This is a genomic window from Pseudomonas sp. S3_G06 (assembly GCF_054667565.1).
Genome location: NZ_CP162738.1, coordinates 5,327,562 through 5,353,666, shown reverse-complemented (window position 1 = coordinate 5,353,666; position 26,105 = coordinate 5,327,562). Strand labels below are relative to the sequence as shown.

The window sequence follows — 26,105 nt, the reverse complement described above, 5'->3', positions numbered from 1 at the left end:
CTCCCACAAGAATGCGCTCAGGCTGCTTCCGCCGTTGTGCCAAAGGCCCCTTGGCGCAACAACAAAAGCACCAGGCCAAACGCCCCCGCCGCCATCAACAGTGGCAACGCATGCCCATTGATCCACTGACCGCCCGCCCCTGCCGCCAACGGCCCGACCAGACAACCGACACCCCACAACTGCGCGATATGCGCATTGGCGCGAACCAGCGCATCGTCTCGATAACGCTCGCCAATCAGAATCAGCGACAGGGTGAACAAGCCGCCGGCACTGGCGCCGAACAGCACCCACAACGGCCAGATCAGCAGCGTGTCGAGCAACATCGGAATGGCCAGACTCGACAGCATCAACACCACCGCGCATCCGGCGAACAGCGTGCGCCGGGACAGGTAATCAGCCAATGCGCCGATCGGCAATTGCAGCAGCGCATCGCCGACCACCACGGTACTGACCATGGCCAGCGCGATTTCGGCGGTGAACCCCTGTTGCAGGCAGTACACCGGCAGCAGCGTCAGAATCATCGCTTCGAAGGCGGCGAACAACGACACCGCCCAGGCAATCGCCGGCAACTCGCGGGCGAAGCCCCACAGATCACCAAAGGTCACGCTGTTGGCTTCACTGCTCGGCGCACCGCTGCGCCCCAGCAGCAGAAGGGGCGAGAGCGTGAGCAGGCCGACCCCGACCCAGAAACCGTAATCATGCTCGGTACCGAGCGCCCCCAGCAGCAACGGACCAGACAGTTGGCTCAGCGCATAGCTGCTGCCATACAGCGCTACCAGACGCCCGCGCCACTGCTCGACCACCAGTTGATTGATCCAGCTCTCGCCGAGGATGAACACGATGGTCAGGATCACCCCGATCAGCAGGCGCAGCAGCAACCAGATCGGGTAACTCGGTAGCAGCGCCAGCAGGCCGATCGACAATGCCCCGGCCCACAGGCACAGACGCATCAGGTTCGCCGTGCCGAAATACGCGGCGAGATGGCTGGAAATCTTCGCCCCGAGCAGCACGCCTATTGCCGGCATCGCCGCCATCACACCGATGGCGAACGAGCCGTAGCCCCAGCCCTCCAGACGCAACGACACCAGCGGCATGCTGACCCCCAGGGCCAGACCGACACTCAAGACAGACGCCAACACGGCGAAATACGTCGCCCACCGCATGTTCCACGCTCCTGTGGATATTCTTTTTGTTTTCAACCAAAACACTGTGGGAGCGAGCCCCTGTGGCGAGGGGATTTATCCCCGTTGGGTCGCGCAGCGGCCCCAAAACCTGCAACCACGATGTACCAGGTACATCGCGTGCAATGGTTTAGCGACTGCTTCGCAGCCGAACGGGGATAAATCCCCTCACCACAGAGGCTCGCTCCCACAGGGGATCTCTGTTTGGTCAGGAAGCCCGGAGTGAGCGGGCTCCCATCAGCGCCTTACAGCTTGATCCACGTCGCCTTCAGCTCGGTGTACTTGTCGAAGGCATGCAGCGATTTGTCGCGACCGTTGCCCGACTGCTTGAAGCCACCGAACGGCGCGGTCATGTCGCCGCCATCGTACTGGTTGACCCACACGCTACCGGCGCGCAAGGCCTTGGCGGTCAGGTGCGCCTTGGAGATGTCCTGGGTCCACACCGCTGCGGCCAGACCGTATGGCGTGTCGTTGGCGATCTGGATGGCTTCTTCGGCGCTGTCGAAAGAGATCACCGACAACACCGGGCCGAAAATCTCTTCCTGGGCAATCTTCATCGCGTTGCTCACACCATCGAAAATGGTTGGCTCGACGTAAGTGCCACCGGTCTCCTGGAGGATGCGCTTGCCGCCGGCGACCAGTTTGGCGCCATCGCTATGGCCGGATTCGATGTACGACAGCACGGTGTTCATCTGCTGGGTATCGACCAGCGCACCGACGTTGGTCGCCGGGTCCAGCGGATTGCCCGGCTTCCAGGCTTTCAGCGCCTCGATCACCATTGGCAGGAATTTGTCCTTGATCGAACGCTCGACCAGCAGGCGCGAACCGGCGGTGCACACTTCGCCCTGGTTGAAGGCGATGGCGCTGGCGGCGGATTCAGCGGCGGCCTGCAGATCCGGCGCATCGGCGAAGACGATGTTCGGGCTCTTGCCGCCGGCTTCCAGCCAGACGCGCTTCATGTTCGATTCGCCGGCATAGACCATGAGTTGCTTGGCAATCTTGGTCGAACCAGTGAACACCAGCGTGTCGACATCATTGTGCAGACCCAGCGCCTTGCCGACGGTGTGGCCATAGCCCGGCAGCACGTTGAGCACGCCTTTGGGAATCCCGGCTTCAATGGCCAGCGCAGCGATGCGGATGGCGGTCAGCGGCGACTTCTCCGACGGCTTGAGGATCACCGAGTTACCGGTCGACAGCGCCGGGCCGAGTTTCCAGCAAGCCATCATCAGCGGGAAGTTCCACGGCACGATAGCGCCGACCACGCCTACCGGCTCGCGAGTCACCAGCCCCAGTTGATCATGTGGAGTCGCGGCGACTTCGTCGTAGATCTTGTCGATCGCCTCTCCGCTCCAGCTCAGCGCCTGCGCCGCGCCCGGCACGTCGATGTACAGCGAATCGCTTATCGGCTTGCCCATGTCGAGAGTTTCCAGCAGTGCCAGTTCTTCGGCGTGCTGTTTCAGCAGGCTGGCGAAGCGGATCATGGTGGCTTTGCGTTTGGTCGGCGCCAGGCGCGACCAGACGCCGGAGTTGAAGGTGGCGCGGGCGTTTTCTACAGCACGGTCAGCATCGGCGGCGTCGCAGCTGGCGATCTTGCCGAGCAGGCGGCCATCGACCGGGCTGATGCATTCGAAGGTTTCGCCGGAAACGGCGTCGGTGTATTCGCCATTCAGGAAGGCGCGGCCTTCGATTTTCAGATCGCGGGCGCGTTGTTCCCAGTCGGCACGAGTCAGGGTGGTCATTCGGGTGTCCTCCTCTTATTGAATACGAGCACCGCAAGCACTGCGGCGCTGTTCAAGAATTCTGCCCGGCCAGCCTGCACTTTCGGCCCGAGGCACCCGCCACCCTAAACCAGCGACCGGGTTTGTTTCAATATATTTGACATAAGCTGGCCATACGGCCTTGCGGTGTTCATTTTAATAAACATAGACTTTGGCCCATTCCAGCCAATGCGCCGTCACTAGCGGAGAAAACAACAATGAACATCCAGAACGTCGTCGACATCAGCCTCGCCAGCAGCGAAGCCGAGCGCTATCGGCCGGACCCGGCGAAAGTGCTAAAGGGCGATCCTGAGCAGGCGGTGTTTCATCAATACGAAAGCCCTTGTGGGCAAATGGGCGTGGGTGTGTGGGAAGGCGCGGTGGGTCAGTGGACGGTGAATTACACCGAGCATGAGTACTGCGAGATTCTGCAGGGGGTTTCGGTATTGCGTGACAGCGATGGCAATGCCAAGACCTTGCGCGTTGGTGATCGCTTCGTGATTCCGGCGGGGTTTCGCGGAACCTGGGAAGTGCTGGAGGCTTGCCGCAAGGTTTATGTGATCTTTGAACAGAAGGCTTGAGTCTTTGCGCTGATTTCACCGGCCTCTTCGCGAGCAGGCTCGCTCCCACATTCGAACGCATTCCATTGTGGGAGCGCAGGACAGGCAACACCAAATCCACGGCAAACAAAAAAGGCCCGTATCTCACGATACGGGCCTTTTTTCGCAGTCAGGAAAAATCAATTACTTGATTTTGCCTTCCTTGTACATCACGTGCTTGCGAACAACCGGATCATATTTCTTGATCTCGATTTTGTCCGGGGTAGTACGCTTGTTCTTGTCGGTAGTGTAGAAGTGACCAGTACCGGCGCTCGAGATCAAACGAATCAATTCACGCATGATTAGCTCCCTTAAATCTTGCCATCGCGGCGAAGTTCGGCGAGCACGACAGTGATGCCACGCTTGTCGATGATACGCATGCCTTTGGCAGATACGCGCAGACGCACAAAACGTTTCTCTTCTTCAACCCAGAAGCGGTGATGCTGCAGGTTCGGCAGGAAACGACGACGGGTTTTGTTGTTTGCGTGGGAAATGTTATTCCCAGTCACCGGACCCTTACCGGTAACTTGACATACTCTCGACATGCCTCAGCCCTCTAAAACCACATGCCCAACCCGGCATGGGTTGGCCGCTTAATCTCTCAGTCATTTGGCGCCAGGCGCCGCGTTTCTTTAGAGGTCTTACCGGCTACACCTACAGTGAAGGAACCGGGCCCCTAGAAAAGAGCGCTGCTTTATACCAGAAAGACCGGGGTGCAACAACAATCGGTGTGCAATCAATCGGCAAAAGGGCGATTTTTTCCGCCGCAGACGCCTTGGACAAAGGCTGCGGCCAGTTTTGACCACTCGTCGCAGAAATCCCGCCCTACAGCCGATTCAGACTTTTCATCTGGCTGCCCACGCTCGAAACCGCGCAAGAGTGCGCCTGAAAATGCAAAAAGGGGATAGTCATTTGCAATTCAGAGCTCTAGGGTAGGACTTTTCCAGACTGCACTTGCAGATGGGCCTTCGATCTGTAAAGGAAACCGACCATGCGCCTCGCTGCCCTACCCCTGTTACTCGCTCCGCTGTTGCTGAGCCCCCTCGCCCAGGCCGCCGCGTTGAGCGTGTGTACCGAGGCCAGTCCCGAAGGGTTCGACGTGGTGCAGTACAACTCGCTGACCACCACCAATGCTTCGGCTGACGTACTGATGAACCGCCTGGTGGATTTCGACACCGCCAGTGGCAAGGTCATCCCGAGCCTCGCCGATAGCTGGGAAGTCAGCACCGACGGCCTAACCTACGTGTTCAAGCTGCACCCGCAGGTGAAATTTCATACAACCGATTATTTCAAGCCGAGCCGCGAGCTGAGTGCCGAAGACGTCAAGTTCAGCTTCGACCGCATGCTCGACCCGGCCAACCCGTGGCACAAAGTCGCCCAGAGCGGCTTCCCCCATGCGCAGTCGATGCAACTGCCGACCCTGATCAAGAAGATCGACGCCCTCGACCCGCTGACCGTGCGTTTTACCCTCGACCATCCGGATTCGACCTTCCTCGCGACGCTGAGCATGGGTTTCGCCTCGATCTATTCCGCCGAATATGCCGACAAACTGATGAAGGCCGGCGCCACCGACAAACTCAACAGCCAGCCGATCGGCACCGGCCCGTTCGTGTTCAATCGCTTCCAGAAAGACGCGGCGATTCGCTACAAGGCCAATCCGGACTATTTCCGTGGCAAGCCTGCCGTCGACCCGTTGATTTTCGCCATCACGCCGGACGCCAACGTGCGCCTGCAAAAGCTGCGGCGCAATGAATGCCAGATTGCCCTGTCGCCAAAACCATTGGACGTACAGGCTGCGCTGAAGGAGCCGACGCTGAAAGTCGAAAAGACTGACGCGTTCATGACCGCTTTCGTGGGCATCAACAGCCAGCATCCGCCACTGGACAAGCCGGAAGTGCGCCAGGCGATCAACCTCGCTTTCGACAAGGCCAACTACATCAAAGCCGTGTTCGAAGACACCGCCGAAGCGGCCAACGGCCCGTACCCGCCGAACACCTGGAGCTACGCGAAGAACCTGCCAGGCTATCCGCACGACGTGGCCAAGGCCAAGGCGCTGCTGGCCAAGGCCGGCTTGAAGGATGGCTTCCAGACCACAATCTGGACGCGTCCGTCGGGCAGCCTGCTCAACCCGAACCCAAGCCTCGGCGCGCAGATGCTGCAGTCGGATCTGGCCGAGATCGGCATCCAGGCAGAAATTCGTGTGATCGAATGGGGCGAGCTGATTCGTCGCGCCAAGGCCGGCGAGCATGATCTGCTGTTCATGGGCTGGGCCGGCGACAACGGCGACCCGGACAACTTCCTCACTCCGCAGTTTTCCTGCGCAGCAGTGAAGTCCGGGACCAACTTCGCGCGGTACTGCAACGCCGATCTGGACAAGCTGATCAGCGCCGGCAAGACCACCAGCGAGCAAGGCGTGCGCACCAAGCTGTATGAACAGGCACAGGCACAGATCCAGCAGCAGGCGTTGTGGCTGCCACTGGCGCACCCGACGGCCTACGCTTTGACGCGCAAGGATGTTCAGGGTTATTCCGTCAGCCCGTTCGGCCGGCAGGATTATTCCAAGATCAGCCTCAAGCCCTAAGCGGCAAGCGGCAAGCGGCAAGCGGCAAGCTAGAGCACTCCACGCGCGGCTCCAGCTTGCCGCTTGCAGCTAGAGGCTTGCCGCTGCTCTTTTACATCCAGCCACACTCCGCCATCGACAGCGGTTCGCCGTCTCCGACGATGAAGTGATCGAGCACTCGCACGTCAATCAGCTCCAGCGCTTTCTGCAGGCGCTTGGTCAGCAGCCGATCGGCCTGACTCGGATCGGTGTTGCCGGACGGGTGGTTGTGACAGAGGATCACCGCTGCAGCGTTATTGGCCAGCGCGCGCTTCACCACTTCCCGGGGGTGCACGCTGGTGTTGTCGATCGAGCCGCGAAACAGCGCCTCGAAATTCAGCACCTGATGCTTTGAATCGAGAAACAGGCAGCCGAACACCTCGTGCGGCTCGTGCCGCAGCATCGCCTTGAGGTAATCGCGGACGACCTGAGGGTTCTCCAGTGCCGGCTTTTGTCGTGAGCGCTCGGCCAGATGGCGCTTGCTCATTTCCTGCGCGGCTTGCAGCTGGGCGAACTTGGCCGGGCCGAGGCCCATTTGTTTGCTGAATGCGTCCTGATCGGCCTCAAGCAGCAAACGCAGGCCACCGAATTGCGTCAGCAGATGTCTGGCAAGGTCGACAGCGCTTTTTCCGGGCAATCCGGTGCGCAGAAAAATCGCCAACAACTCAGCGTCCGAAAGACTCCCTGCGCCGTGTTCCAACAGCCTTTCCCGCGGCCGTTCCGCCGCCGGCCAATCGCGAATACTCATAGCACCTCCTTGTCTGTGGGCGCCGCTGTTCCGTAGCGGTCGCTGTGATATCGTAGCCCATCTTTTTGGCGGTCGATTCAACCCTGGGGAGGGGTATCGCGCCGCCGTCATCAACGAAATGAAAGGCAGACCTATGCAGCGGCTGTATCGGAAACGCATCGTTCTGGGCGTCGGCGGCGGCATTGCGGCCTACAAGAGCGCCGATCTGGTTCGCCGCCTGATCGACCAGGGTGCCGAAGTGCGCGTGGTCATGACCCATGGCGGCGCCGAATTCATTACCCCGCTGACCATGCAGGCCCTGTCGGGCCACCCGGTTCACCTCGACTTGCTCGACCCTGCCGCCGAAGCCGCCATGGGCCATATCGAGCTGGCGAAATGGGCCGATCTGGTACTGATCGCCCCGGCCACCGCCGACCTGATCGCCCGTCTGGCCCAAGGCATCGCCAACGATCTGCTGACAACCTTGGTGCTGGCCACCGACGCCGTGGTTGCTGTCGCGCCAGCGATGAACCAGGCGATGTGGCGCGACCCGGCGACCCAGGCCAACCTGCAACTGTTGGAGAGCCGTGGCCTGAAGACTTTCGGCCCTGCCTCGGGCAGCCAGGCCTGCGGCGACGTCGGCATGGGCCGCATGATGGAAGCCACCGATCTGGCACTGCTCGCCGCCGATTGCTTCCAGCGCCAGGCATTGACCGGCAAGCATGTGGTGATCACCGCCGGCCCGACCCAGGAAAACATCGACCCGGTGCGCTACATCACCAACCACAGCTCGGGAAAAATGGGCTTTGCCCTCGCCGAAGCAGCCGTGGAAGCCGGCGCCCGTGTCACTTTGATCAGCGGCCCGGTGCACTTGCCGACGCCTGATCGCGTGACGCGGATCGATGTGGTCAGCGCCCGCGACATGCTCGCCGCCTGCGAATCGGCCATGCCTTGTGACGTTTTCATCTCGTCGGCAGCGGTGGCGGACTACCGCCCGGAAGTCGTCGCCCCGCATAAACTCAAGAAAGATCCTACGAGCGGTGACGGCTTCGTCCTGCAAATGGTGCGCAACCCGGACATCCTTGCCACCATCGCGACCCGTCCCGACCGTCCGTTCAGTGTCGGCTTCGCTGCCGAAACCGAACACCTGCTCGACTACGCTGCACGCAAGCTGAAGGACAAGAATCTCGATCTGATCGTCGCTAACGACGTCGCCAACCCGAGCATCGGTTTCAACAGCGAAGAAAACGCCTGCAGCGTCATCGACCGTGAGCTGCACGCCACGGTTTTCGCCCAGACCAGCAAGAGCAAGATCGCTCGTCAACTGGTCACTTTTATCGCCGAACGTCTGAACCAGGTTTAATTTACATGCACGCTTTGCAAGCCAAGATCCTCGATCCACGCATCGGCACCGAATTCCCGCTGCCGCAATATGCCACTCCGGGCTCCGCCGGCCTCGACCTGCGCGCCATGCTGGAACAGGACATCGTGATCAAACCGGGTGAAACCGTGCTGATTCCCACCGGCCTGTCGGTCTATATCGGCGACCCGAATCTCGCCGCGCTGATCCTGCCGCGCTCGGGCATGGGCCACAAACACGGCATCGTGCTGGGCAATCTGGTGGGCCTGATCGACTCCGATTACCAGGGCCCGCTGATGGTTTCCTGCTGGAACCGCGGCCAGAGCGACTTCACCATGACCGTGGGCGAACGCCTGGCGCAATTGGTGCTGGTACCGGTGGTGCAGGCGCATTTCGAAATGGTTGAAGAGTTTGTCGAGACCGAGCGCGGTACCGGTGGTTTTGGCCATACCGGCACCAAATAACCGGATAGAAAATATTGTGGTGAGGGGGTTTATCCCCTCACCACAAAAAATGCGCTACATCGGCAGCAGGTTTTAACACCATAAATCAAGGTTTTGCCGGCCGAAAGCCACGCCAGCCGGGGCGTCATGGCCCTTTCATAGCACGAACTCTCTGTGGAAAACGCCGTCATACCCTTCAGTTTGAGCCTGCCGTCGAATCTTTCGCCGGCCTGTCCCGCCCTTTTCGAGATGGAGCATGTCCACAGATGAGCACCCCCGCCAAGATCGCCCCGACGCTACCTGACAGCATTTTCCGCGCCTACGACATTCGTGGCACCGTGCCGGAATTCCTCAACGGCGAAACCGCCTACTGGATCGGCCGTGCCATCGGCTCGCAGAGCCTGGCCCAGGGCGAACCGAATGTGTCGGTCGGTCGCGACGGCCGCCTGTCCGGCCCGGAGCTGGTCGCGGAACTCATTCGCGGCATCGCCGAGAGCGGTTGCCACGTCAGCGATGTCGGTCTGGTGCCAACGCCAGCGCTGTATTACGCCGCCAACGTGCTGGCCGGCAAGTCCGGGGTAATGCTCACCGGTAGCCACAATCCGTCGAACTACAACGGTTTCAAAATCGTCATCGCCGGCGACACCCTCGCCAACGAGCAGATTCAGGTGCTCCACGAGCGCATCAAGAACAACGACCTGAGCACTGGCCAGGGCAGCGTCACCCAAGTCGAAATCCTCGACCGCTACAACACCGAAATCGTCCAGGACATCAAACTCGCTCGTCGCCTGAAAGTCGTGGTCGACTGCGGCAACGGCGCGGCCGGCGTGATCGCCCCGCAACTGATCGAAGCGCTGAACTGCGAAGTCATCCCGCTGTTCTGCGAAGTCGACGGCAACTTCCCTAACCATCACCCGGACCCGGGCAAACCGGAAAACCTTGTCGACCTGATCGCCAAGGTCAAGGAAACCAACGCCGATATCGGCCTGGCCTTCGACGGTGACGGCGACCGCGTCGGCGTGGTGACCAACACCGGCAGTATCGTCTACCCGGATCGTCTGCTGATGCTGTTCGCTCGCGACGTAGTGGCGCGTAACCCGGACGCGGAAATCATCTTCGACGTTAAATGCACTCGCCGTTTGGTGCCGCTGATCAAGGAATACGGCGGTCGGCCGCTAATGTGGAAGACCGGTCACTCGTTGATCAAAAAGAAAATGAAGCAATCCGGCGCGCTGTTGGCCGGCGAAATGAGCGGGCACATTTTCTTCAAGGAGCGCTGGTTCGGTTTCGACGACGGCATCTACAGCGCCGCACGTCTGCTGGAGATCCTCAGCAAGGAAAAATCCACTGCGGAAGAGCTGTTTGCGACCTTCCCGAACGATATTTCCACGCCGGAAATCAATATCCATGTGACCGAAGAGAGCAAATTCAGCATCATTGATGCACTGCACGATGCTCAGTGGGGCGAAGGCGCCGGCCTGACCACCATCGACGGCGTGCGGGTCGATTACGCCAAAGGCTGGGGCCTGGTGCGCGCGTCCAACACCACACCGGTGCTGGTGCTGCGCTTCGAGGCCGATGACGAGGCTGAATTGCAGCGCATCAAGGATGTGTTCCACGCCCAACTGAAACGCGTTGCACCTGATCTCCAACTACCGTTCTGATCCACCCGGAGCCCTGAATGACCCTCGAACGCGAAGCCGCCGCCAACACTGCCAAGGTCCTGTCCGAAGCGCTGCCTTACATCCGACGCTATGTCGGCAAGACCCTGGTGATCAAATACGGCGGCAACGCGATGGAAAGCGAGGAGCTGAAAACCGGCTTCGCCCGCGACATCGTGCTGATGAAAGCCGTGGGCATCAACCCGGTGGTCGTGCACGGTGGCGGCCCGCAGATCGGTGATCTGCTCAAGCGCCTGTCGATCGAAAGCCATTTCGTCGACGGCATGCGCGTCACCGACGCGGCGACCATGGACGTGGTGGAAATGGTCCTTGGCGGTCAGGTCAACAAAAGCATCGTCAACCTGATCAACCGCCATGGCGGCAGCGCCATCGGCCTGACCGGTAAAGATGCCGGGCTGATCCGGGCGAAGAAGCTCACCGTCTCCCGCCAGAACCCGGCGATGACCCAGCCGGAAATCATCGACATCGGCCACGTTGGCGAAGTCGTCGGCATCAACACCGAACTGCTGAACCTGCTGGTCAAAGGCAACTTCATCCCGGTCATCGCACCGATTGGCGTCGGTGAGAACGGTGAGTCGTACAACATCAACGCCGATCTGGTGGCGGGCAAGGTTGCCGAAGCACTGAAAGCTGAAAAGCTGATGCTGCTGACCAACATTGCCGGCCTGATGGACAAGTCGGGCACCGTGTTGACCGGCCTGAGCACGCAGCAGGTCGACGATCTGATTGCCGACGGCACGATATACGGCGGCATGCTGCCGAAGATCCGCTGCGCACTGGAAGCGGTTCAGGGTGGGGTTGGCAGCTCGTTGATCATCGACGGTCGTGTGCCGAACGCGATTCTGCTGGAAATCTTCACTGATACCGGCGTGGGCACGCTGATCAGCAATCGCAAGCGTCCTTGATCGCTAATAGCTGAAAGGAAAAGATCGCGGCCTTCAACAGCTCCTACAGGGATTTCGCACACGCGAGAATCCGCTTTTGCAGGAACTGACGAAGGCTGCGATCTTTTTTTGTGCGCAGGAAAAGCCTGACTCCACACAGCGAAACGTCCGACATCCCTTCAGAATAAATCTCCATAGGATCTTCCCCTCATCCAACGGAGATCTTCCCATGCAAAAAAACAGCGTTCCTTACGGCAGTGACATTTCAGCTGGCACCTACGCCTGTGTGGACTGCGGCCGAGAGTATTCAGCCCCTTCGCAGACTTCGATGCCGCCCTGCCCTGACTTCACCGAAGCCTCTCACCCACTCAAGGGCTGGAAAGTGCTCACCGGCCAGGGAGATGCACCCCAGGATCCCTACCCAGCCGCCAGCGACAAATAACCGGAGCGGCGACTCATGCAGATCTCGTTCACGATCGACGCTGACGCTTTCGAGCAGGAACAGAAGGAACCGGTGAAAAAGACCTTGCGCATCGGCGACGACGAAATCGCCCATGCGCTGGAGCGCATCGCCAAAGCCAGCCTGACCGAATACCTGAAAATGCTGGTCGAGGGCGGCATGCCCAGCCGGGCCGACGAAGCCAAGCAGGATCGCCTGCTGTATCTGATTCAGAGTTACTTCGGGCAAACCCTGCCGACCGAATCGCAGATCTCGACAATCTTTCAGCTGACCCAGAGCCAAAGCAAAACCCTGCTGAAAAACACCGTTTCGCGTTTTCGCAACCAGCTCGACGACATCCTGCAGCACAGCATGCGCGCCGTAATCCAGTCCGCCGAGCATGCGCAAAACGTGTTTCTGGTGGTGATCAGCTCGGACGTGATCCGCGATGAATTGAACATGCTCATCACCCAGAACGAGCCGACCTTCAAACCCATCACCAAACGCAAGGGCAGCGCCGGGCAATTCGAGATCAGCGAAGATTCCCACGCATTGCTCTGTGCAACGCTGGGTCTGAATGCCGTTCAGTGACATCGTCGCGGTCAGTGGCCTGCTGCTGACCCTGACCACGTTCATGTTCAATCTGGCGTGGCCGGCGCTCAATGAAGCGCTGGCTGAGGATGAATTTCAAAAAGGTTCGCAGGCCCGCAAGCGCAGTCGAGACAAGGTGATGGCTGCTTTCTACTGGCGAGCATTGCCATTGACGTGCGCTTTCGTGGCGCTGTTTTACGTTAACTTGCCGGCAGCAGTCGGGATCATGCGCAGCAGCACGCTGGACCTTTGGGATTTCGATGTGGATCGCACGTTGTACGTGATGGTGGTTGTAGCGCTGCTGGTGTTTGCGCTAGTGAACGCTGCATTGGCGCTGAGACTGCTGATGAAATGGCGAAATCTGCGTTGATCGCCAACAAAAAAAGACCCGGTTCAGCCTGCCTGAACCGGGTCTTCTTATTGTGGGAGCGAGCCTGCTCGCGAAAGCGGTATTCGCCTCACATCGTTCAGTGTGGCGGCCATTCGCGAGCAGGCTGGCTCCCACATTGGTCACACGCCAAATTGCGCGCGGTACGCCTCCACGGCTGGCAGATGCTGCTTGAGCTGCGGATCGTCGGCAAGGAACTCCAGCACCTGATTCAGCGAGACGATGCTGATCACCGGAATGCCGAAGTCACGCTCGACTTCCTGGATGGCCGACAACTCGCCGTTGCCACGCTCCTGGCGGTTCAGTGCGATCAGCACACCGGCAGCCTTGGCGCCGTCCTGGGAAGCAATAATCTGCATCACTTCACGAATGGCGGTGCCGGCGGTGATCACGTCGTCGATGATCAAGACGTCGCCAGTCAACGGTGCGCCGACCAGGCTGCCGCCTTCGCCGTGGGCCTTGGCTTCCTTGCGGTTGAAGCACCACGGCAGGTCACGGTCGTGATGCTCGGCCAGCGCAACGGCAGTGGTTGCTGCCAGCGGGATGCCTTTGTAGGCCGGGCCAAACAGGACATCGAAGGAGATGCCGCTTTCGGCGATGGCTGCGGCGTAAAAACGTCCCAGCTGCGCCAAGGCCGAACCGGAGTTGAACAGGCCGGCATTGAAGAAGTAGGGACTGGTGCGCCCGGACTTCAGGGTGAACTCACCGAAGCGCAAAACGCCGCGATCGATGGCAAAACGAATGAAATCGCGCTGATACGCTTGCATGAAAAAAACCCCAAATACCACGGATTTAGCTAATTAGCTTGACGCCGTGTATCATACACGCACGCGATTTTTGGGGCCATTTATGCGGATCATCAGTGTGAACGTCAATGGTATTCAGGCGGCAGTCGAGCGCGGTTTGCTCAGTTGGCTGCAAGCCCAGAATGCCGACGTCATCTGCCTGCAGGACACCCGTGCCTCCGCCTTTGAACTGGATGACCCAGCCTTCCAACTGGATGGCTACTTCCTTTATGCCTGCGATGCTGAAGTCCCTGCCCAAGGCGGCGTGGCTTTGTATTCGCGGTTGCAACCGAAGGCTGTCATCAGCGGTCTCGGTTTCGAGACGGCCGACCGCTACGGGCGCTACCTGCAAGCAGATTTCGACAAAGTCAGTATTGCCACCTTGCTGTTTCCTTCGGGGATGAACGGCGATGAGGACTTGAACCAGAAGTTCAAGCTCATGGACGATTTCGGCAAGTACCTGGACAAACAGCGACGCAAACGTCGCGAGTACATTTATTGTGGCTCGCTGTACGTTGCGCAGCAGAAACTCGACATCAAGAACTGGCGCGACAGCCAGCAATCTCCAGGCTTCCTGGCGCCGGAACGCGCCTGGATGGACGAGATTGTCGGCAACATGGGCTATGTCGATGCGCTGCGCGAAGTCAGTCGTGAAGGCGATCAGTACAGCTGGTGGCCGGATAACGAACAGGCCGAGATGCTCAATCTGGGCTGGCGTTTCGATTATCAGATCCTGACCCCGGGCCTGCGTCGCTCGGTGCGCAGTGCACGCCTGCCGCGTCAGCCACGGTTTTCGCAGCACGCGCCGTTGATCGTCGACTACGACTGGACGCTGACCATCTAAGCGTCCTCGCAGCCAAAAAAATGCCCGCATCGTGAGATGCGGGCATTTTTTATGCGCCGTGCTTTCTAGACGGCAGCGAAGAATGGCAAGGTCAGGTACAGCTTGATCACAATGACGTTGACGATATCGATGAAGAACGCTCCTACCATCGGCACCACCAGAAACGCGATCTGCGATGGCCCATAGCGCTGCGTCACCGCTTGCATGTTGGCAATCGCCGTCGGCGTGGCGCCCAGACCGAAGCCGCAATGTCCCGCAGCCAGCACTGCGGCATCGTAGTTGGCGCCCATCACCCGGAACGTTACGAAAATCGCGAACAGCGCCATGACCAGAGCCTGCACGGCCAGAATGATGAAGATCGGCAATGCCAGGGCCGCCAGATCCCACAACTTCAGCGACATCAGCGCGATTGCCAGAAACAGCGAGAGGCTGACATTGCCGAGCACGGAAACTTCGCGCTCGAATACCTGATACAAGCCAAGCGCTGACAGACTGTTGCGCAAAACCACACCCACAAACAGCACGCAAACAAACGTCGGCAGCTCGAAAGCAGTGCCTTGCAGCAAACCATTCAAAAGATTGCCAGCGAGCAGGCTGACGGCAATCAGCGCCAGCGTTTCGACGAAAGAAAACGGCGTGATCGAGCGTTCCTTGTTCGGCTGTTCAAAACCTCTTGGCAGTCGCGGCGCTTGTTGCGGATTGCAACCTGGCACTTGCACGCGCTTGATCAGCAACCGCGCGACGGGCCCACCGATCAGACCACCAAGCACCAGACCGAACGTCGCTGAGGCCAGCGCCAGCTCCGAAGCCGACGCCAGGCCATATTTCTCGCTGAACACCGCGCCCCACGCAGCGCCAGTACCGTGGCCGCCGGCCAACGTGATCGAGCCCGTGAGCAAGCCCATCAACGGATCGAGCCCGAGCAGGGTCGCCAACCCGATGCCCATGGCGTTCTGCACCACCAGCAAGCCAATGACCGCCAGCAGAAAGACGCCGACAACGCGGCCACCCTTTTTCAGGCTGGCGAGGTCCGCGCTCAAGCCAATCGTGGCGAAGAAAGCCAACATCAACGGTGTTTGCAATGATGTATCAAAGCGGACTTCAATATCGAAAGTGCGCAATATCAACAGGAGCACGGCCACCACCAGGCCGCCCGCTACCGGTTCAGGGATATTGTAACTTCGCAGAAAGCCGACACGCGTAACAAGCCCGCGTCCGAGCAGTAGTACTAAAGAAGCGGCCACGAGCGTGCCGTAGAAATCGAGCTCAATCATGTGGATTATTCTTGGCTAAGTATTCACGAGGCGAGCGTTTACCTGGGCTCGACGGGTGAACCGGCTGATTTTATCAACACTGATTACTGGGGAATTCAAGTGCCATCGATGGCTTGAACATATCGAAATGTTTCAATCGAAACATTGCATCGGGCAACTTTAACAACCCGCTCGCGTCAATAACAAGAACGGGAATAAGCACTTGCTCGATCAGTTGTGACCAAAGATGTAATGGAGAAATATCAATAAATAAATGCCAAACCGCACATCGACAACAGACTAGTCCTACAACAAAAACCAATTATTGAGTTGCACAAATAAAAATGCCCCGATAAGCCGGGGCATTCTCATATTGCGATACAACAGACTGTTACTTGATCAGTCGCCAAGTGAACGGATATCTGTACGGGAAACCTTCGTTGGCTTTGACCCCTGCAATGATCGTCAGGACCAGTGCCGCTATCGCCAGCAAGCCAAAGAGGAAGAAACCAATGATCAGCAGCATGAGCAGGAAGCAGATCATCGAGGCTATCGCCACCGTGATCTGAAAATTCAGTGCTTCTTTGCCCTGTGCATCGATGAACGGGTCCTTCTCGCGCTTCATCTGCCAAAGGATCAGCGGCCCGATCAGATTGCCGAACGGAATCCAGATCCCCAGCAAGGCGGACAAGTGACAGAACATCGCCCACTGACGAACCTCCTGGCTCGGTTTGGGCAGCAACTCTTGCTCGTCACTCATCACGTCCTCCTTGTGGTCAAAATCTCAGTCGGCCAGCGCAGCCTTCTGCAATTCGAAGATTTCGTTCATGCCCTGCTTGGCCAGTTCCAGCATGGCATTGAGCTCATCAGGCTGGAACGGCGCGCCTTCAGCGGTGCCCTGCACTTCGATGAAGCCGCCGGTGCTGGTCATCACCACGTTCAGGTCGGTTTCAGCTGCAGAATCTTCAAGATAGTCCAGATCCAGCACCGGCTCGCCTTGGTACATGCCGACCGAGACCGCACCGATCATCTGCTTGAGCGGGTCACCGCCTTTCAGGCCGCCGCGCTTCTTGATCACTTTCAGGGCATCGACCAGCGCAACCATGGCGCCGGTGATGGACGCGGTGCGAGTACCGCCATCGGCCTGGATCACGTCGCAATCGACGTACAGGGTCACGTCGCCGAGCTTGGACATGTCCAGCGCTGCGCGCAGGGAACGGCCGATCAGGCGCTGGATTTCCAGAGTACGACCGCCCTGCTTGCCACGACTGGCTTCACGCTGGTTACGCTCGCCGGTGGCGCGTGGCAGCATGCCGTACTCGGCAGTCAACCAGCCCTGGCCCTGGCCTTTGAGGAAGCGCGGCACGCCGTTCTCGACGCTGACAGTGCAGATGACTTTGGTGTCACCGAATTCGACCAGTACGGATCCCTCGGCGTGTTTGGTGTAGTTGCGGGTGATGCGGATCGAGCGGAGCTGATCGGCAGCGCGACCACTTGGACGTTTCATAGGGATACCTGTACTGAGGACGGAAAACTGCCGAGCATTATAGAGTGCTGCACCGCGAGTGGGCACTGGTTAAAACCGCCGGCCGACGACCGAAGCCCCTCAAGCGCGCATAACCGACGGGCTGCAGCGCTTTGTCACACCGTGTGTTTGGGCGCATTCGCCGCACTGCGCTACAATCCTGCGCCTTTGCTGCCAGTCGGCTTAAATTCATTGAAATCGCGCCTGCGAAACAGCGTTTCGCGCCGATCTGCATTGCGAGGTCACCGCCATGGTGCACAGCATGACCGCCTTCGCCCGCGTCGAGAAAGCCGGCGTTCAGGGCACCCTGAGCTGGGAACTGCGCTCGGTCAACAGCCGCTATCTGGAACCGCACCTGCGCTTGCCCGAATCGTTTCGCGACCTCGAGGGCGCCGTACGTGAAGCGCTGCGTCAGGGCCTGTCGCGGGGCAAACTGGAATGCACGCTGCGCTTCACCGAAGAAAGCACCGGCAAACCGCTGCAAGTGGACCGCGAGCGCGCCGCGCAACTGGTGGCCGCTGCGGAAACCGTGGCCGGGCTGATCAAGAATCCCGCCGCGCTGAATCCGCTGGAAGTGCTGGCCTGGCCCGGCGTGCTGGTGGCCGATGCGACCGACCCGCAAGCGCTGAACGCCGAAGCGCTGGCGCTGTTCAATCAGGGCTTGAAGGATCTGAAGGCTGGCCGCGAGCGCGAAGGCGCGGAGCTGGCTCGCTTGATCAACGACCGCCTGACGTCCATCGAAGAAGACGTCGTGACCCTGCGAGAACTGGTGCCGCAGATGCTCGCCACCCAGCGCCAGAAGGTCCTCGACCGCTTCGCCGACATGAAGGCCGAGCTCGACCCGCAGCGCCTGGAACAGGAAATGGTCATCCTCGCGCAAAAAAGCGACGTGGCCGAAGAACTGGATCGCCTGAGCACTCACATCATCGAAGTTCGCCGGGTGCTCAAGTCCGGTGGTGCCGCCGGGCGGCGTCTGGACTTCCTGATGCAGGAGCTCAACCGCGAGGCCAACACACTGGGCTCCAAAGCCTTCGACCCGCGCAGCACCCAGGCCGCCGTCAACCTCAAGGTGTTGATCGAGCAGATGCGCGAACAAGTGCAGAATATTGAGTAAGGCTACCTGACATGACCCAACACACCGGCACCCTGTACATCATTTCCGCGCCATCGGGCGCGGGCAAGAGCAGTCTGGTCAAGGCGTTGACCGACGCCGATCCGGAGATTCGCGTTTCCGTTTCGCACACCACCCGCGCCATGCGCCCGGGCGAAGTGGATGGCGTGAACTACCATTTCGTGACCCGCGAAGAGTTCGTGAAGATGGGCGAGCACGGCGACTTCCTTGAACGCGCCGAAGTCTTCGGCAACTTCTACGGCACCTCGCAAAGCCGCCTGCAGCAAACCCTGGACGAAGGTCACGACCTGATTCTGGAAATCGACTGGCAAGGCGCCGAGCAAGTGCGCAAGCTGATGCCGCAAGCGCGCTCGATCTTCATCCTGCCGCCATCGCTGCAAGCCCTGCACCAGCGCCTGACCAACCGCGGCCAGGACAGCGACGAGATCATCGACGGCCGCATGCGCGAAGCGGTCAGCGAGATGAGCCATTACGTCGATTACGATTACCTGATCATCAACGACGATTTCGCCCACGCGCTGGACGATCTGAAAGCGATTTTCCGCGCCAATCAGCTGCAACAGAAACGCCAGCAAGTGCGTTTCGGCAAATTACTGGCTGAATTGCTCGGCTGAAACAGCACTTCCCAAAACGCCTGCAAGCGCTTTACATTGGTGCTTGCAGCGCGTTGAAGGGTCTGGTCAAAAAATCAGCGCTTCCCTAATCGCTGGTGATTTTTTAAACTGCTCAGTCCGCTCGCCCAACCGGGCAGCGCGCATATTGCATTCGCTCCGAGGAATACCATGGCCCGCGTAACCGTTGAAGACTGCCTAGAACACGTGGAAAACCGCTTTGAGCTGGTCATGCTCTCTACCAAGCGTGCCCGTCAACTGGCCACCGGCGGCAAAGAGCCATTGGTGCAGTGGGAAAACGACAAGCCGACCGTTGTCGCGCTGCGTGAAATTGCTGAAGGCCTGATGAGCTACGAGTTCATCGCCGAGCAGGAAATCGTCCAGGATGAACCGCTGTTCGCAGCGTTCGAGGACGAGTCGAACGAGGCCGTCTAAGCCTATGCCTGGTCGACGTAGCACGGCGCGGGGTCACAGCTTTCGGCAGGAATCATCATGCCGAGCATAGACGCCCTCGCCGATCGCTTATCGACCTACCTCGGCAACGACCAGGTCAACCTGGTCCGCCGAGCGTATTTCTACGCCGAACAAGCCCATGACGGTCAACGCCGTCGCAGCGGCGAGGCGTATGTCACGCATCCTCTTGCCGTGGCCAATATTCTTGCCGACATGCACATGGACCATCAGAGCCTGATGGCCGCGATGCTGCATGACGTGATCGAAGACACCGGTATCGCCAAGGAAGCGCTGCAAGCGCAGTTCGGTGAAACCGTGGCCGAACTGGTCGACGGGGTCAGCAAACTGACCCAGATGAATTTCGAGACCAAGGCCGAAGCCCAGGCGGAAAACTTCCAGAAAATGGCCATGGCCATGGCGCGCGACATCCGGGTGATCCTGGTCAAGCTCGCCGACCGTCTGCACAACATGCGCACGCTGGAAGTGCTGTCCGGCGAAAAGCGCCGGCGCATCGCCAAGGAAACCCTCGAGATCTACGCACCCATCGCCAACCGGCTGGGCATGCACGCGATCCGCATCGAATTCGAAGACCTCGGCTTCAAGGCCATGCACCCGATGCGTTCCGCGCGGATCTACCAAGCGGTCAAACGCGCCCGGGGCAACCGCAAGGAAATCGTCAACAAGATCGAAGAATCCCTTGGTCACTGCCTCGCCATCGACGGCATCCAGGGCGAAGTCAGCGGTCGACAGAAACACCTCTACGGCATCTACAAGAAAATGCGCGGCAAGCGTCGGGCCTTCAACGAAATCATGGACGTCTACGCGTTCCGGATCATCGTCGACAAGGTCGATACCTGCTACCGCGTATTGGGTGCTGTGCATAATTTGTACAAACCGTTGCCAGGACGCTTCAAGGATTACATCGCGATCCCCAAGGCCAACGGCTATCAGTCGCTGCACACCACGCTGTTCGGCATGCACGGTGTACCGATCGAGATCCAGATCCGCACCCGCGAAATGGAAGAAATGGCCAACAACGGCATCGCCGCCCATTGGCTGTACAAATCCAGCGGCGACGAGCAGCCGAAAGGCACGCACGCACGCGCCCGCCAGTGGGTCAAAGGCGTGCTGGAAATGCAGCAACGCGCCGGCAACTCGCTGGAATTCATCGAAAGCGTGAAGATCGACCTGTTCCCGGACGAGGTCTACGTGTTCACGCCCAAAGGCCGGATCATGGAGCTGCCAAAAGGCTCCACGGCGGTCGACTTTGCCTACGCAGTGCACACAGATGTCGGCAACAGCTGCATCGCCTGCCGCATCAACCGTCGTCTCGCGCCGCTGTCCGAACCGCTGCAAAGCGGCTCCACGGTCGAAATCGTCAGCGCCCCCGGCGCACGGCCGAACCCGGCGTGGCTCAACTTTGTGGTTACCGGCAAGGCACGCACGCACATTCGTCATGCGCTGAAGCTACAACGCCGCTCCGAGTCCATCAGCCTCGGCGAACGCCTGCTGAACAAGGTGCTCAACGGTTTCGACAGCTCGCTGGAGAAGATCCCGGCAGAGCGCGTCAAGGCAATGCTTACCGAGTACCGCCTCGAACTGATCGAAGACCTGCTCGAAGACATTGGCCTGGGCAACCGCATGGCCTACGTGGTCGCCCGCCGCCTGCTTGGCGAAGGCGAGCAGCTGCCGAGCCCGGAAGGTCCGCTGGCAATTCGCGGTACCGAAGGCCTGGTGCTCAGCTACGCCAAGTGCTGCACGCCGATCCCGGGCGACCCGATTGTCGGGCACCTGTCGGCGGGCAAAGGCATGGTCGTGCACCTGGACAACTGCCGCAACATCAGCGAAATCAGGCACAACCCGGAAAAATGCATCCAGCTCTCGTGGGCCAAGGATGTCACCGGCGAATTCAACGTCGAGCTGCGGGTCGAGCTGGAACATCAGCGTGGCCTGATCGCCCTGCTGGCCAGCAGCGTCAACGCGGCCGACGGCAACATCGAGAAAATCAGCATGGACGAACGCGATGGTCGCATCAGCGTCGTGCAGTTGGTGGTCAGCGTTCACGACCGTGTGCACCTGGCCCGCGTGATCAAGAAACTGCGCGCTTTGACCGGGGTGATCCGCATCACCCGCATGCGTGCATAACCTGCCTATTACAAGGAGTCCTACATGACCAAAACCGTCATCACCAGCGACAAGGCCCCGGCCGCCATCGGCACTTACTCCCAGGCGATCAAGGCAGGCAACACCGTTTACATGTCGGGCCAGATTCCTCTGGACCCGAAAACCATGGAACTGGTCGAAGGCTTCGAAGCCCAGACCGTCCAGGTCTTCGAGAACCTCAAAGCCGTGGCCGAAGCCGCCGGCGGTTCGTTCAAGGACATCGTCAAACTGAACATCTTCCTCACCGACCTGAGCCACTTCGCCAAGGTCAACGAGATCATGGGCAAGTACTTCGACCAGCCATACCCTGCCCGCGCCGCCATTGGCGTGGCCGCCCTGCCGAAGGGTGCGCAGGTTGAAATGGATGCCATTCTGGTCATCGAGTGATGCGCACGGCGCGGCCTTCACGCCGCGCCGACTGCTGCAAGAAAAGGTTTTGAAAGGATTCCACCATGCGCAAAGCGCTAGCTCTCTCGCTGCTCGCCCTGTTTCTCGGCGGCTGCGCCAGCGACCCTGCCGACCGTGACATCAGCGGCACCTGGATCAACCAGGTGGCGATCGATGCCGCCGCCAAGGGCGGTCCCCTGCGTGAAGCGCTGCAGGCTTACGGCCCGAATCTGGAATGGGATGTCAACACCAAGGCCGGTCAGGCCCGCTACACCAACGGTTTTGAGAACGTCGAAGGACGGCTGCTGGGCGAAGAGTCCGGCGCCTGGAAAGTCGACTTCTATGGCAGCTCCGCCAGCGAACTGAAACGCGACGGTGGACGTTTGCAGCAAGCTGCCAGCGACAACGAGCCCGAGCAGCTTTTCGATCGCGCACAGATCCCGGTGCCGGAAGGCGCACCAATCGGTGCGAGCTTCGAACGCGCTCTGTATTCAGCGTATCTGGGCGGCAACTGGACCATCGCCAGCGGCCAGGGTGAAGGCGGCACCGTGCAGTTCCAGGCCGACGGCCAGGTGACCGGCCTGCCGGGCGTTGATCGTTATGCCTTGTGTCTGGCCGGCGATTGCGCGTCCATGAGCAATGGCAACGACAGCATGTGGCTGCAACTCAATGGCCAGGGCAACAACTGGATCTTTGTGCGCAAGGGCAAGGAGCTGGAGATTCTGCAGGCAGTGAACGCTGCGCTGGCGGATGAGCAACCGCAGTTCGCCGCAGGTGAGCGCAAGTGGTTGCTGGAGAAGCAGTAACCTGCCTCCGAAATCTCAGAAGATCAAATGTGGGAGCGAGCCTGCTCGCGAACGCGGTGGGTCAGTCAACTGATAATGACTGACATACCGCATTCGCGAGCAGGCTCGCTCCCACAGTGGTTTTTGTGTTGCTGAAAATTCAGCACTTACCTTCAAGAATCGCTGCATAGCCTTCGCGATAACTCGAATACTTCGGCACCCAGCCCAACGCTTTCGCCCGCGCATTGCTGCAACGCTTGCTGCCAGTGCGCCGCACACTGGCGTCGTCCGCCCATTCAGTCACGCCCAGATACTCGCGCAACCAGCCCACCACCTCAGCCAACGGTGCCGGCGCGTCATCCACACCGATATAGAGCTGGTCCAGCTTGACGCCCTCGCGGTCTTTTTCCAGCAAGAACGCCAGCAGCCCCGCCGCATCATCGGCATGAATCCGATTGCCATACAGCGGCGGATCAATCGCCACGCGATAACCACGACGCACCTGGGTTAATAGCCACTCGCGGCCCGGGCCGTAAATGCCGGTCAGCCGCAGCACACTTGCCGGAATGCCGCTATTGAGCGCGACCTGCTCGGCCTCGAGCATCAAGCGACCTGAATAACCGGCCGCGACCGTCTCGGAGGTCTCATCCACCCATGCTCCATCCTGCTGGCCGTACACGCTGCTGCTCGACACGAAGATCAGCCGCTCGGGCACTTGCCCATAGTCACCCAGCCAGCTCAGCACATTCTGCAAACCCTGCACATAAGCTTTGCGATAGCCCTCTTCGTCGTGATCGGTGGCCGCAGCGCAATACACCAGATAATCCACGGCACCCACCGGCCAGGTCGCCGGGCATTCTTCGTTGAACAGATCACCGGCGACGCCGATGACACCCTCCGGCAGCTTGGAAACGTCGCGGCGCAGGCCATGGACTTGCCAGCCAGCCGCCAGCAATTGCGTGGCCAGACGACTGCCGACATCACCACAACCGGCAATCAAAACAGAAGGCGCGGACATCAGAAAACTCCCATCAGAAAGGCACAGACTAGCTCTGGCACAGGACGAACGGCTAGCAATGAAGGAAAAAAAGTTACTCTATTACTTTTGTTAACAAGAATTACTTGCAATAATGCACGCCACTTTTGTTCTCGGCCTCACGAGGCCTGGAAGAGCAACAACGTTTTTCTATCTCAGGTCCGGCCAGCATGACACGTAATCAAACTCCCGCTTCGCCAACCACTCGACCTCGCGCCTGGAGCGCCGTCGCGGCTCTGTTGCTCAGCCTGATGCTGGCACCGACCGCCGCCTTCGCCGACGCTCAAGCGCCCGCCACCCCAGCCGCCACCGAGCAGAGCGCACCCGCTGCCGCTCCGGCTGCACCGGCCGCCACCGATCCGGTGCAGGCTGTCGACGCGGCCGACGCACCTGAAGTCCTCGAAGCCGACAACACCTTGGGCATGGCCCACGACCTGTCGCCGTGGGGCATGTATCAGAACGCCGACATCATCGTGAAAATCGTGATGATCGGTCTGGCCATCGCATCGATCATCACCTGGACTATCTGGATCGCCAAAGGCTTCGAGCTGATGGGCGCCAAGCGTCGTCTGCGTGGCGAAATCGCCGCACTGAAAAAAGCCACCACACTCAAGGAAGCCAGCGCCACCGCTGGTAAAGAAGGCACCCTCGCCAACCTGCTGGTGCACGACGCGCTCGAAGAGATGCGCCTGTCGGTCAACAGCCGCGAGAAAGAGGGTATCAAGGAACGCGTCAGCTTCCGCCTTGAGCGCCTCGTAGCGGCCTGCGGTCGCAACATGAGCAGCGGCACCGGCGTCCTCGCCACCATCGGTTCGACCGCACCGTTCGTCGGTCTGTTCGGTACCGTGTGGGGCATCATGAACTCGTTCATCGGCATCGCCAAAACCCAGACCACCAACCTCGCCGTTGTCGCACCGGGTATCGCTGAAGCCCTGCTGGCCACTGCACTGGGTCTGGTTGCGGCGATCCCTGCGGTAGTGATCTACAACGTCTTCGCCCGCTCCATCGCCGGTTACAAGGCGCAGGTCTCCGATGCCTCGGCAGAGGTCCTGCTGCTGGTCAGCCGCGATCTCGACCACCAGCCTGAGCGCAGCTCGCAGCCGCACATGGTTAAAGTGGGGTAATCGGCCATGGGCCTGCATTTGAAAGAAGGCGCAGACGACGATCTGGCCGAGAACCACGAAATCAACGTCACGCCGTTCATCGACGTGATGCTGGTGCTGTTGATCATCTTCATGGTGGCCGCGCCGTTGGCCACTGTGGACATCAAAGTCGACCTGCCCGCCTCGACCGCCAAACCGGCGCCGCGGCCGGAGAAACCGGTGTTCCTCAGTGTGAAAGCTGACCAGCGCCTGTTCCTCGGTGACGACGAAGTGAAAGCCGAAACCCTCGGCGCTACCCTCGACGCCAAGACCCAGGGCAAGAAAGACACCACCATCTTCTTCCAGGCTGACAAAGGCGTGGATTACGGTGACCTGATGAGCGTGATGGACAGCCTGCGCGCCGCCGGTTACCTGAAGGTCGGTCTGGTAGGTCTCGAGACGGCAGCCAAGAAATGATCACGACGCGCCATAAGCTGACGCGTTACAGCGGTAGCCTGGCCGTGGTGCTGGGCGTGCATGCGCTGGCCATCGCGCTGGCGCTGAACTGGACTGCCCGCCCGCCCATCGAATTGCCGCCGCAGGCAATGATGGTCGAGCTGGCCCCGTTGCCTGCCCCGCCACCGCCGGCTCCGCCGAAAGTCGTCACACCGCCGCAGCCACCGGCTCCGGTGGAAGAATTGCCGATTCCGAAACTGGCTGAAGCACCGAAAGCGGAAATCGCGGTACCCAAACCCAAGCCGAAGCCCAAGCCGAAACCGCCGAAGCCGGTCGAGAAAAAGCTGCCCGAGCCGCCGAAGGAAAAACCTTCCGAGGAAAAACCGGCCGATACGCAACCGACACAGGCACCGACGGAGAAATCCGCCCAGCCGGCACCGGGCCCATCGCCAGCTCAAGTGGCGGCCAAGGCCAGTTGGCAAGGCGCCCTGCTCGCGCATCTGCAGAAGTACAAGAAGTACCCGCAGAGTGCGCAGTCGCGGGGCAAGGAGGGCTTGAATCGTCTGCGCTTCGTGGTCGATGGCGAAGGTAATGTACTGTCGTTCGAGCTGGTGGGCCGCTCTGGCAACGCTGATCTGGACCGGGCCACCCTGGACATGATCCGCCGCGCGCAACCGCTGCCCAAGCCTCCGGCCGACATGCTCAACAACGGCTCGATCGAAATTGTTGCGCCGTTTGTTTATTCGCTGGAACGTCGCCGTTAAGCAACACCGCAATACCTGTGGGAGCGAGCTTGCTCGCGAAGGCGCCAGGTCAGTCAGAGCAGTTTCGTCTGACATACCGCATTCGCGAGCAAGCTCGCTCCCACAAAGTGATGTGCTAACCAGTCGATCCAGCCAAGAGGCACCGAAAGGTGCCTTTTGCGTATCTGCCAGCGGCAAAC

The 26,105-nt window shown here is 59.9% G+C and carries 27 protein-coding genes and 1 pseudogene; 18 read left to right on the top strand and 10 right to left on the bottom strand.

What is annotated here, in order from left to right; genetic code table 11:
- Positions 1 to 17 precede the first annotated feature (17 nt).
- Positions 18 to 1,163 (bottom strand): MFS transporter, encoded by a 1,146-nt coding sequence (locus AB4N47_RS23845; protein WP_341638170.1) that lies wholly within the window; start codon positions 1,161 to 1,163, stop codon positions 18 to 20.
- A 263-nt stretch (positions 1,164 to 1,426) separates the two neighbouring features.
- Positions 1,427 to 2,920 carry an aldehyde dehydrogenase gene (locus AB4N47_RS23840; RefSeq protein ID WP_341638171.1) on the bottom strand — a complete coding sequence of 498 codons (1,494 nt, stop codon included), beginning with the start codon at positions 2,918 to 2,920 and terminating at the stop codon, positions 1,427 to 1,429.
- 236 nt (positions 2,921 to 3,156) lie between these two features.
- On the opposite strand from AB4N47_RS23840, the gene AB4N47_RS23835 reads away from it, so the two are divergent.
- A complete protein-coding gene (locus AB4N47_RS23835; RefSeq protein WP_071172114.1) occupies positions 3,157 to 3,519 on the top strand; it encodes a cupin domain-containing protein in 363 nt (120 codons plus the stop codon).
- Between the two features lie 162 nt (positions 3,520 to 3,681).
- Here AB4N47_RS23835 and rpmG read toward each other — a convergent pair whose 3' ends face one another.
- Positions 3,682 to 3,837, bottom strand: a complete 156-nt coding sequence (gene rpmG / locus AB4N47_RS23830; RefSeq protein ID WP_016772554.1) for a 50S ribosomal protein L33 — start codon at positions 3,835 to 3,837, stop codon at positions 3,682 to 3,684.
- An 11-nt stretch (positions 3,838 to 3,848) separates the two neighbouring features.
- Positions 3,849 to 4,082: a 50S ribosomal protein L28 gene (gene rpmB, locus AB4N47_RS23825; RefSeq protein ID WP_007920377.1), complete on the bottom strand. Its 234-nt coding sequence runs from the start codon at positions 4,080 to 4,082 to the stop codon at positions 3,849 to 3,851.
- A 446-nt stretch (positions 4,083 to 4,528) separates the two neighbouring features.
- On the opposite strand from rpmB, the gene AB4N47_RS23820 reads away from it, so the two are divergent.
- The gene (locus AB4N47_RS23820; RefSeq protein ID WP_122751214.1) at positions 4,529 to 6,118 is read left to right on the top strand and encodes an ABC transporter substrate-binding protein; all 1,590 of its coding nucleotides are present in this window, start codon (positions 4,529 to 4,531) and stop codon (positions 6,116 to 6,118) included.
- 91 nt (positions 6,119 to 6,209) lie between these two features.
- On the opposite strand, the gene radC is transcribed toward AB4N47_RS23820, so the two are convergent.
- Positions 6,210 to 6,884, bottom strand: coding sequence for a RadC family protein (radC, locus tag AB4N47_RS23815; RefSeq protein WP_016772552.1), 675 nt, complete (start codon positions 6,882 to 6,884; stop codon positions 6,210 to 6,212).
- 133 nt (positions 6,885 to 7,017) lie between these two features.
- Here radC and coaBC point away from each other — a divergent pair, with 133 nt between their 5' ends.
- The 6 genes and pseudogenes from coaBC (at position 7,018) to AB4N47_RS23785 (ending at position 12,632) form a co-directional block, all read left to right on the top strand.
- On the top strand, positions 7,018 to 8,226 hold the full coding sequence (coaBC, locus tag AB4N47_RS23810) for a bifunctional phosphopantothenoylcysteine decarboxylase/phosphopantothenate--cysteine ligase CoaBC (protein ID WP_016772551.1): 1,209 nt from the start codon (positions 7,018 to 7,020) through the stop codon (positions 8,224 to 8,226).
- A 5-nt stretch (positions 8,227 to 8,231) separates the two neighbouring features.
- Positions 8,232 to 8,687, top strand: a complete 456-nt coding sequence (gene dut, locus AB4N47_RS23805; RefSeq protein ID WP_016772550.1) for a dUTP diphosphatase — start codon at positions 8,232 to 8,234, stop codon at positions 8,685 to 8,687.
- A 239-nt stretch (positions 8,688 to 8,926) separates the two neighbouring features.
- A pseudogene (locus AB4N47_RS23800) lies at positions 8,927 to 10,330 on the top strand (phosphomannomutase/phosphoglucomutase); the annotation flags it as partial.
- Positions 10,331 to 10,347: 17 nt separating this feature from the next.
- Positions 10,348 to 11,253, top strand: a complete 906-nt coding sequence (gene argB, locus AB4N47_RS23795) for an acetylglutamate kinase (RefSeq protein WP_341638172.1) — start codon at positions 10,348 to 10,350, stop codon at positions 11,251 to 11,253.
- A 436-nt stretch (positions 11,254 to 11,689) separates the two neighbouring features.
- Complete coding sequence (locus tag AB4N47_RS23790; RefSeq protein ID WP_341638173.1) at positions 11,690 to 12,262, top strand: hypothetical protein; 573 nt, start codon at positions 11,690 to 11,692, stop codon at positions 12,260 to 12,262.
- Complete coding sequence (locus tag AB4N47_RS23785; RefSeq protein ID WP_110599844.1) at positions 12,249 to 12,632, top strand: hypothetical protein; 384 nt, start codon at positions 12,249 to 12,251, stop codon at positions 12,630 to 12,632. Before AB4N47_RS23790 ends, AB4N47_RS23785 begins: the two co-directional genes overlap by 14 nt.
- Positions 12,633 to 12,772: 140 nt before the next feature.
- On the opposite strand, the gene pyrE is transcribed toward AB4N47_RS23785, so the two are convergent.
- Entirely contained in the window at positions 12,773 to 13,417 is a 645-nt protein-coding gene (pyrE, locus tag AB4N47_RS23780; RefSeq protein ID WP_076564544.1) for an orotate phosphoribosyltransferase, read from the bottom strand.
- Between the two features lie 82 nt (positions 13,418 to 13,499).
- Here pyrE and AB4N47_RS23775 point away from each other — a divergent pair, with 82 nt between their 5' ends.
- On the top strand, positions 13,500 to 14,279 hold the full coding sequence (locus AB4N47_RS23775; protein ID WP_016772543.1) for an exodeoxyribonuclease III: 780 nt from the start codon (positions 13,500 to 13,502) through the stop codon (positions 14,277 to 14,279).
- A 65-nt stretch (positions 14,280 to 14,344) separates the two neighbouring features.
- Here the strand turns inward: AB4N47_RS23775 and gltS are convergent, their stop codons facing one another.
- The 3 genes from gltS to rph all read right to left on the bottom strand — a co-directional run bounded on the left by gltS (position 14,345) and on the right by rph (position 17,039).
- Positions 14,345 to 15,553, bottom strand: coding sequence for a sodium/glutamate symporter (gltS, locus tag AB4N47_RS23770; RefSeq protein WP_341638174.1), 1,209 nt, complete (start codon positions 15,551 to 15,553; stop codon positions 14,345 to 14,347).
- A 370-nt stretch (positions 15,554 to 15,923) separates the two neighbouring features.
- Complete coding sequence (locus tag AB4N47_RS23765) at positions 15,924 to 16,292, bottom strand: DUF4870 domain-containing protein (protein WP_016772541.1); 369 nt, start codon at positions 16,290 to 16,292, stop codon at positions 15,924 to 15,926.
- A 24-nt stretch (positions 16,293 to 16,316) separates the two neighbouring features.
- Positions 16,317 to 17,039, bottom strand: coding sequence for a ribonuclease PH (gene rph, locus AB4N47_RS23760; RefSeq protein ID WP_024014799.1), 723 nt, complete (start codon positions 17,037 to 17,039; stop codon positions 16,317 to 16,319).
- Positions 17,040 to 17,307: 268 nt separating this feature from the next.
- Here rph and AB4N47_RS23755 point away from each other — a divergent pair, with 268 nt between their 5' ends.
- The 6 genes from AB4N47_RS23755 (at position 17,308) to AB4N47_RS23730 (ending at position 22,609) form a co-directional block, all read left to right on the top strand.
- Entirely contained in the window at positions 17,308 to 18,171 is an 864-nt protein-coding gene (locus AB4N47_RS23755) for a YicC/YloC family endoribonuclease (RefSeq protein ID WP_016770639.1), read from the top strand.
- An 11-nt stretch (positions 18,172 to 18,182) separates the two neighbouring features.
- A complete protein-coding gene (gmk, locus tag AB4N47_RS23750; protein WP_039757364.1) occupies positions 18,183 to 18,803 on the top strand; it encodes a guanylate kinase in 621 nt (206 codons plus the stop codon).
- A 168-nt stretch (positions 18,804 to 18,971) separates the two neighbouring features.
- Positions 18,972 to 19,235 carry a DNA-directed RNA polymerase subunit omega gene (rpoZ, locus tag AB4N47_RS23745; protein ID WP_008030604.1) on the top strand — a complete coding sequence of 88 codons (264 nt, stop codon included), beginning with the start codon at positions 18,972 to 18,974 and terminating at the stop codon, positions 19,233 to 19,235.
- Positions 19,236 to 19,292: 57 nt separating this feature from the next.
- On the top strand, positions 19,293 to 21,398 hold the full coding sequence (gene spoT / locus AB4N47_RS23740) for a bifunctional GTP diphosphokinase/guanosine-3',5'-bis pyrophosphate 3'-pyrophosphohydrolase (RefSeq protein ID WP_007920338.1): 2,106 nt from the start codon (positions 19,293 to 19,295) through the stop codon (positions 21,396 to 21,398).
- A gap of 24 nt (positions 21,399 to 21,422) precedes the next feature.
- Positions 21,423 to 21,803, top strand: coding sequence for a RidA family protein (locus tag AB4N47_RS23735; protein WP_014340863.1), 381 nt, complete (start codon positions 21,423 to 21,425; stop codon positions 21,801 to 21,803).
- Positions 21,804 to 21,868: 65 nt separating this feature from the next.
- Positions 21,869 to 22,609 (top strand): hypothetical protein, encoded by a 741-nt coding sequence (locus AB4N47_RS23730; protein WP_125927416.1) that lies wholly within the window; start codon positions 21,869 to 21,871, stop codon positions 22,607 to 22,609.
- A 139-nt stretch (positions 22,610 to 22,748) separates the two neighbouring features.
- On the opposite strand, the gene AB4N47_RS23725 is transcribed toward AB4N47_RS23730, so the two are convergent.
- A complete protein-coding gene (locus tag AB4N47_RS23725; protein WP_341638175.1) occupies positions 22,749 to 23,606 on the bottom strand; it encodes an SDR family oxidoreductase in 858 nt (285 codons plus the stop codon).
- 188 nt (positions 23,607 to 23,794) lie between these two features.
- On the opposite strand from AB4N47_RS23725, the gene exbB reads away from it, so the two are divergent.
- The 3 genes from exbB to AB4N47_RS23710 are packed head-to-tail and all read left to right on the top strand — an operon-like array spanning position 23,795 to position 25,926.
- The gene (exbB, locus tag AB4N47_RS23720; RefSeq protein ID WP_024014803.1) at positions 23,795 to 24,748 is read left to right on the top strand and encodes a tonB-system energizer ExbB; all 954 of its coding nucleotides are present in this window, start codon (positions 23,795 to 23,797) and stop codon (positions 24,746 to 24,748) included.
- A 6-nt stretch (positions 24,749 to 24,754) separates the two neighbouring features.
- Complete coding sequence (exbD, locus tag AB4N47_RS23715) at positions 24,755 to 25,183, top strand: TonB system transport protein ExbD (RefSeq protein WP_016772535.1); 429 nt, start codon at positions 24,755 to 24,757, stop codon at positions 25,181 to 25,183.
- Positions 25,180 to 25,926, top strand: coding sequence for a TonB family protein (locus AB4N47_RS23710; RefSeq protein WP_024014804.1), 747 nt, complete (start codon positions 25,180 to 25,182; stop codon positions 25,924 to 25,926). Before exbD ends, AB4N47_RS23710 begins: the two co-directional genes overlap by 4 nt.
- Positions 25,927 to 26,105 lie beyond the last annotated feature (179 nt).

What these genes read in the sequence shown, in the direction of transcription:
- AB4N47_RS23845 (WP_341638170.1), bottom strand. Translation starts at nt 1,163, where the DNA reads ATGCGGTGGGCGACGTATTTCGCCGTGTTGGCGTCTGTCTTGAGTGTC.
- AB4N47_RS23840 (WP_341638171.1), bottom strand. Translation starts at nt 2,920, where the DNA reads ATGACCACCCTGACTCGTGCCGACTGGGAACAACGCGCCCGCGATCTG.
- AB4N47_RS23835 (WP_071172114.1), top strand. Translation starts at nt 3,157, where the DNA reads ATGAACATCCAGAACGTCGTCGACATCAGCCTCGCCAGCAGCGAAGCC.
- rpmG (WP_016772554.1), bottom strand. Translation starts at nt 3,837, where the DNA reads ATGCGTGAATTGATTCGTTTGATCTCGAGCGCCGGTACTGGTCACTTC.
- rpmB (WP_007920377.1), bottom strand. Translation starts at nt 4,082, where the DNA reads ATGTCGAGAGTATGTCAAGTTACCGGTAAGGGTCCGGTGACTGGGAAT.
- AB4N47_RS23820 (WP_122751214.1), top strand. Translation starts at nt 4,529, where the DNA reads ATGCGCCTCGCTGCCCTACCCCTGTTACTCGCTCCGCTGTTGCTGAGC.
- radC (WP_016772552.1), bottom strand. Translation starts at nt 6,884, where the DNA reads ATGAGTATTCGCGATTGGCCGGCGGCGGAACGGCCGCGGGAAAGGCTG.
- coaBC (WP_016772551.1), top strand. Translation starts at nt 7,018, where the DNA reads ATGCAGCGGCTGTATCGGAAACGCATCGTTCTGGGCGTCGGCGGCGGC.
- dut (WP_016772550.1), top strand. Translation starts at nt 8,232, where the DNA reads ATGCACGCTTTGCAAGCCAAGATCCTCGATCCACGCATCGGCACCGAA.
- argB (WP_341638172.1), top strand. Translation starts at nt 10,348, where the DNA reads ATGACCCTCGAACGCGAAGCCGCCGCCAACACTGCCAAGGTCCTGTCC.
- AB4N47_RS23790 (WP_341638173.1), top strand. Translation starts at nt 11,690, where the DNA reads ATGCAGATCTCGTTCACGATCGACGCTGACGCTTTCGAGCAGGAACAG.
- AB4N47_RS23785 (WP_110599844.1), top strand. Translation starts at nt 12,249, where the DNA reads ATGCCGTTCAGTGACATCGTCGCGGTCAGTGGCCTGCTGCTGACCCTG.
- pyrE (WP_076564544.1), bottom strand. Translation starts at nt 13,417, where the DNA reads ATGCAAGCGTATCAGCGCGATTTCATTCGTTTTGCCATCGATCGCGGC.
- AB4N47_RS23775 (WP_016772543.1), top strand. Translation starts at nt 13,500, where the DNA reads ATGCGGATCATCAGTGTGAACGTCAATGGTATTCAGGCGGCAGTCGAG.
- gltS (WP_341638174.1), bottom strand. Translation starts at nt 15,553, where the DNA reads ATGATTGAGCTCGATTTCTACGGCACGCTCGTGGCCGCTTCTTTAGTA.
- AB4N47_RS23765 (WP_016772541.1), bottom strand. Translation starts at nt 16,292, where the DNA reads ATGAGTGACGAGCAAGAGTTGCTGCCCAAACCGAGCCAGGAGGTTCGT.
- rph (WP_024014799.1), bottom strand. Translation starts at nt 17,039, where the DNA reads ATGAAACGTCCAAGTGGTCGCGCTGCCGATCAGCTCCGCTCGATCCGC.
- AB4N47_RS23755 (WP_016770639.1), top strand. Translation starts at nt 17,308, where the DNA reads ATGGTGCACAGCATGACCGCCTTCGCCCGCGTCGAGAAAGCCGGCGTT.
- gmk (WP_039757364.1), top strand. Translation starts at nt 18,183, where the DNA reads ATGACCCAACACACCGGCACCCTGTACATCATTTCCGCGCCATCGGGC.
- rpoZ (WP_008030604.1), top strand. Translation starts at nt 18,972, where the DNA reads ATGGCCCGCGTAACCGTTGAAGACTGCCTAGAACACGTGGAAAACCGC.
- spoT (WP_007920338.1), top strand. Translation starts at nt 19,293, where the DNA reads ATGCCGAGCATAGACGCCCTCGCCGATCGCTTATCGACCTACCTCGGC.
- AB4N47_RS23735 (WP_014340863.1), top strand. Translation starts at nt 21,423, where the DNA reads ATGACCAAAACCGTCATCACCAGCGACAAGGCCCCGGCCGCCATCGGC.
- AB4N47_RS23730 (WP_125927416.1), top strand. Translation starts at nt 21,869, where the DNA reads ATGCGCAAAGCGCTAGCTCTCTCGCTGCTCGCCCTGTTTCTCGGCGGC.
- AB4N47_RS23725 (WP_341638175.1), bottom strand. Translation starts at nt 23,606, where the DNA reads ATGTCCGCGCCTTCTGTTTTGATTGCCGGTTGTGGTGATGTCGGCAGT.
- exbB (WP_024014803.1), top strand. Translation starts at nt 23,795, where the DNA reads ATGACACGTAATCAAACTCCCGCTTCGCCAACCACTCGACCTCGCGCC.
- exbD (WP_016772535.1), top strand. Translation starts at nt 24,755, where the DNA reads ATGGGCCTGCATTTGAAAGAAGGCGCAGACGACGATCTGGCCGAGAAC.
- AB4N47_RS23710 (WP_024014804.1), top strand. Translation starts at nt 25,180, where the DNA reads ATGATCACGACGCGCCATAAGCTGACGCGTTACAGCGGTAGCCTGGCC.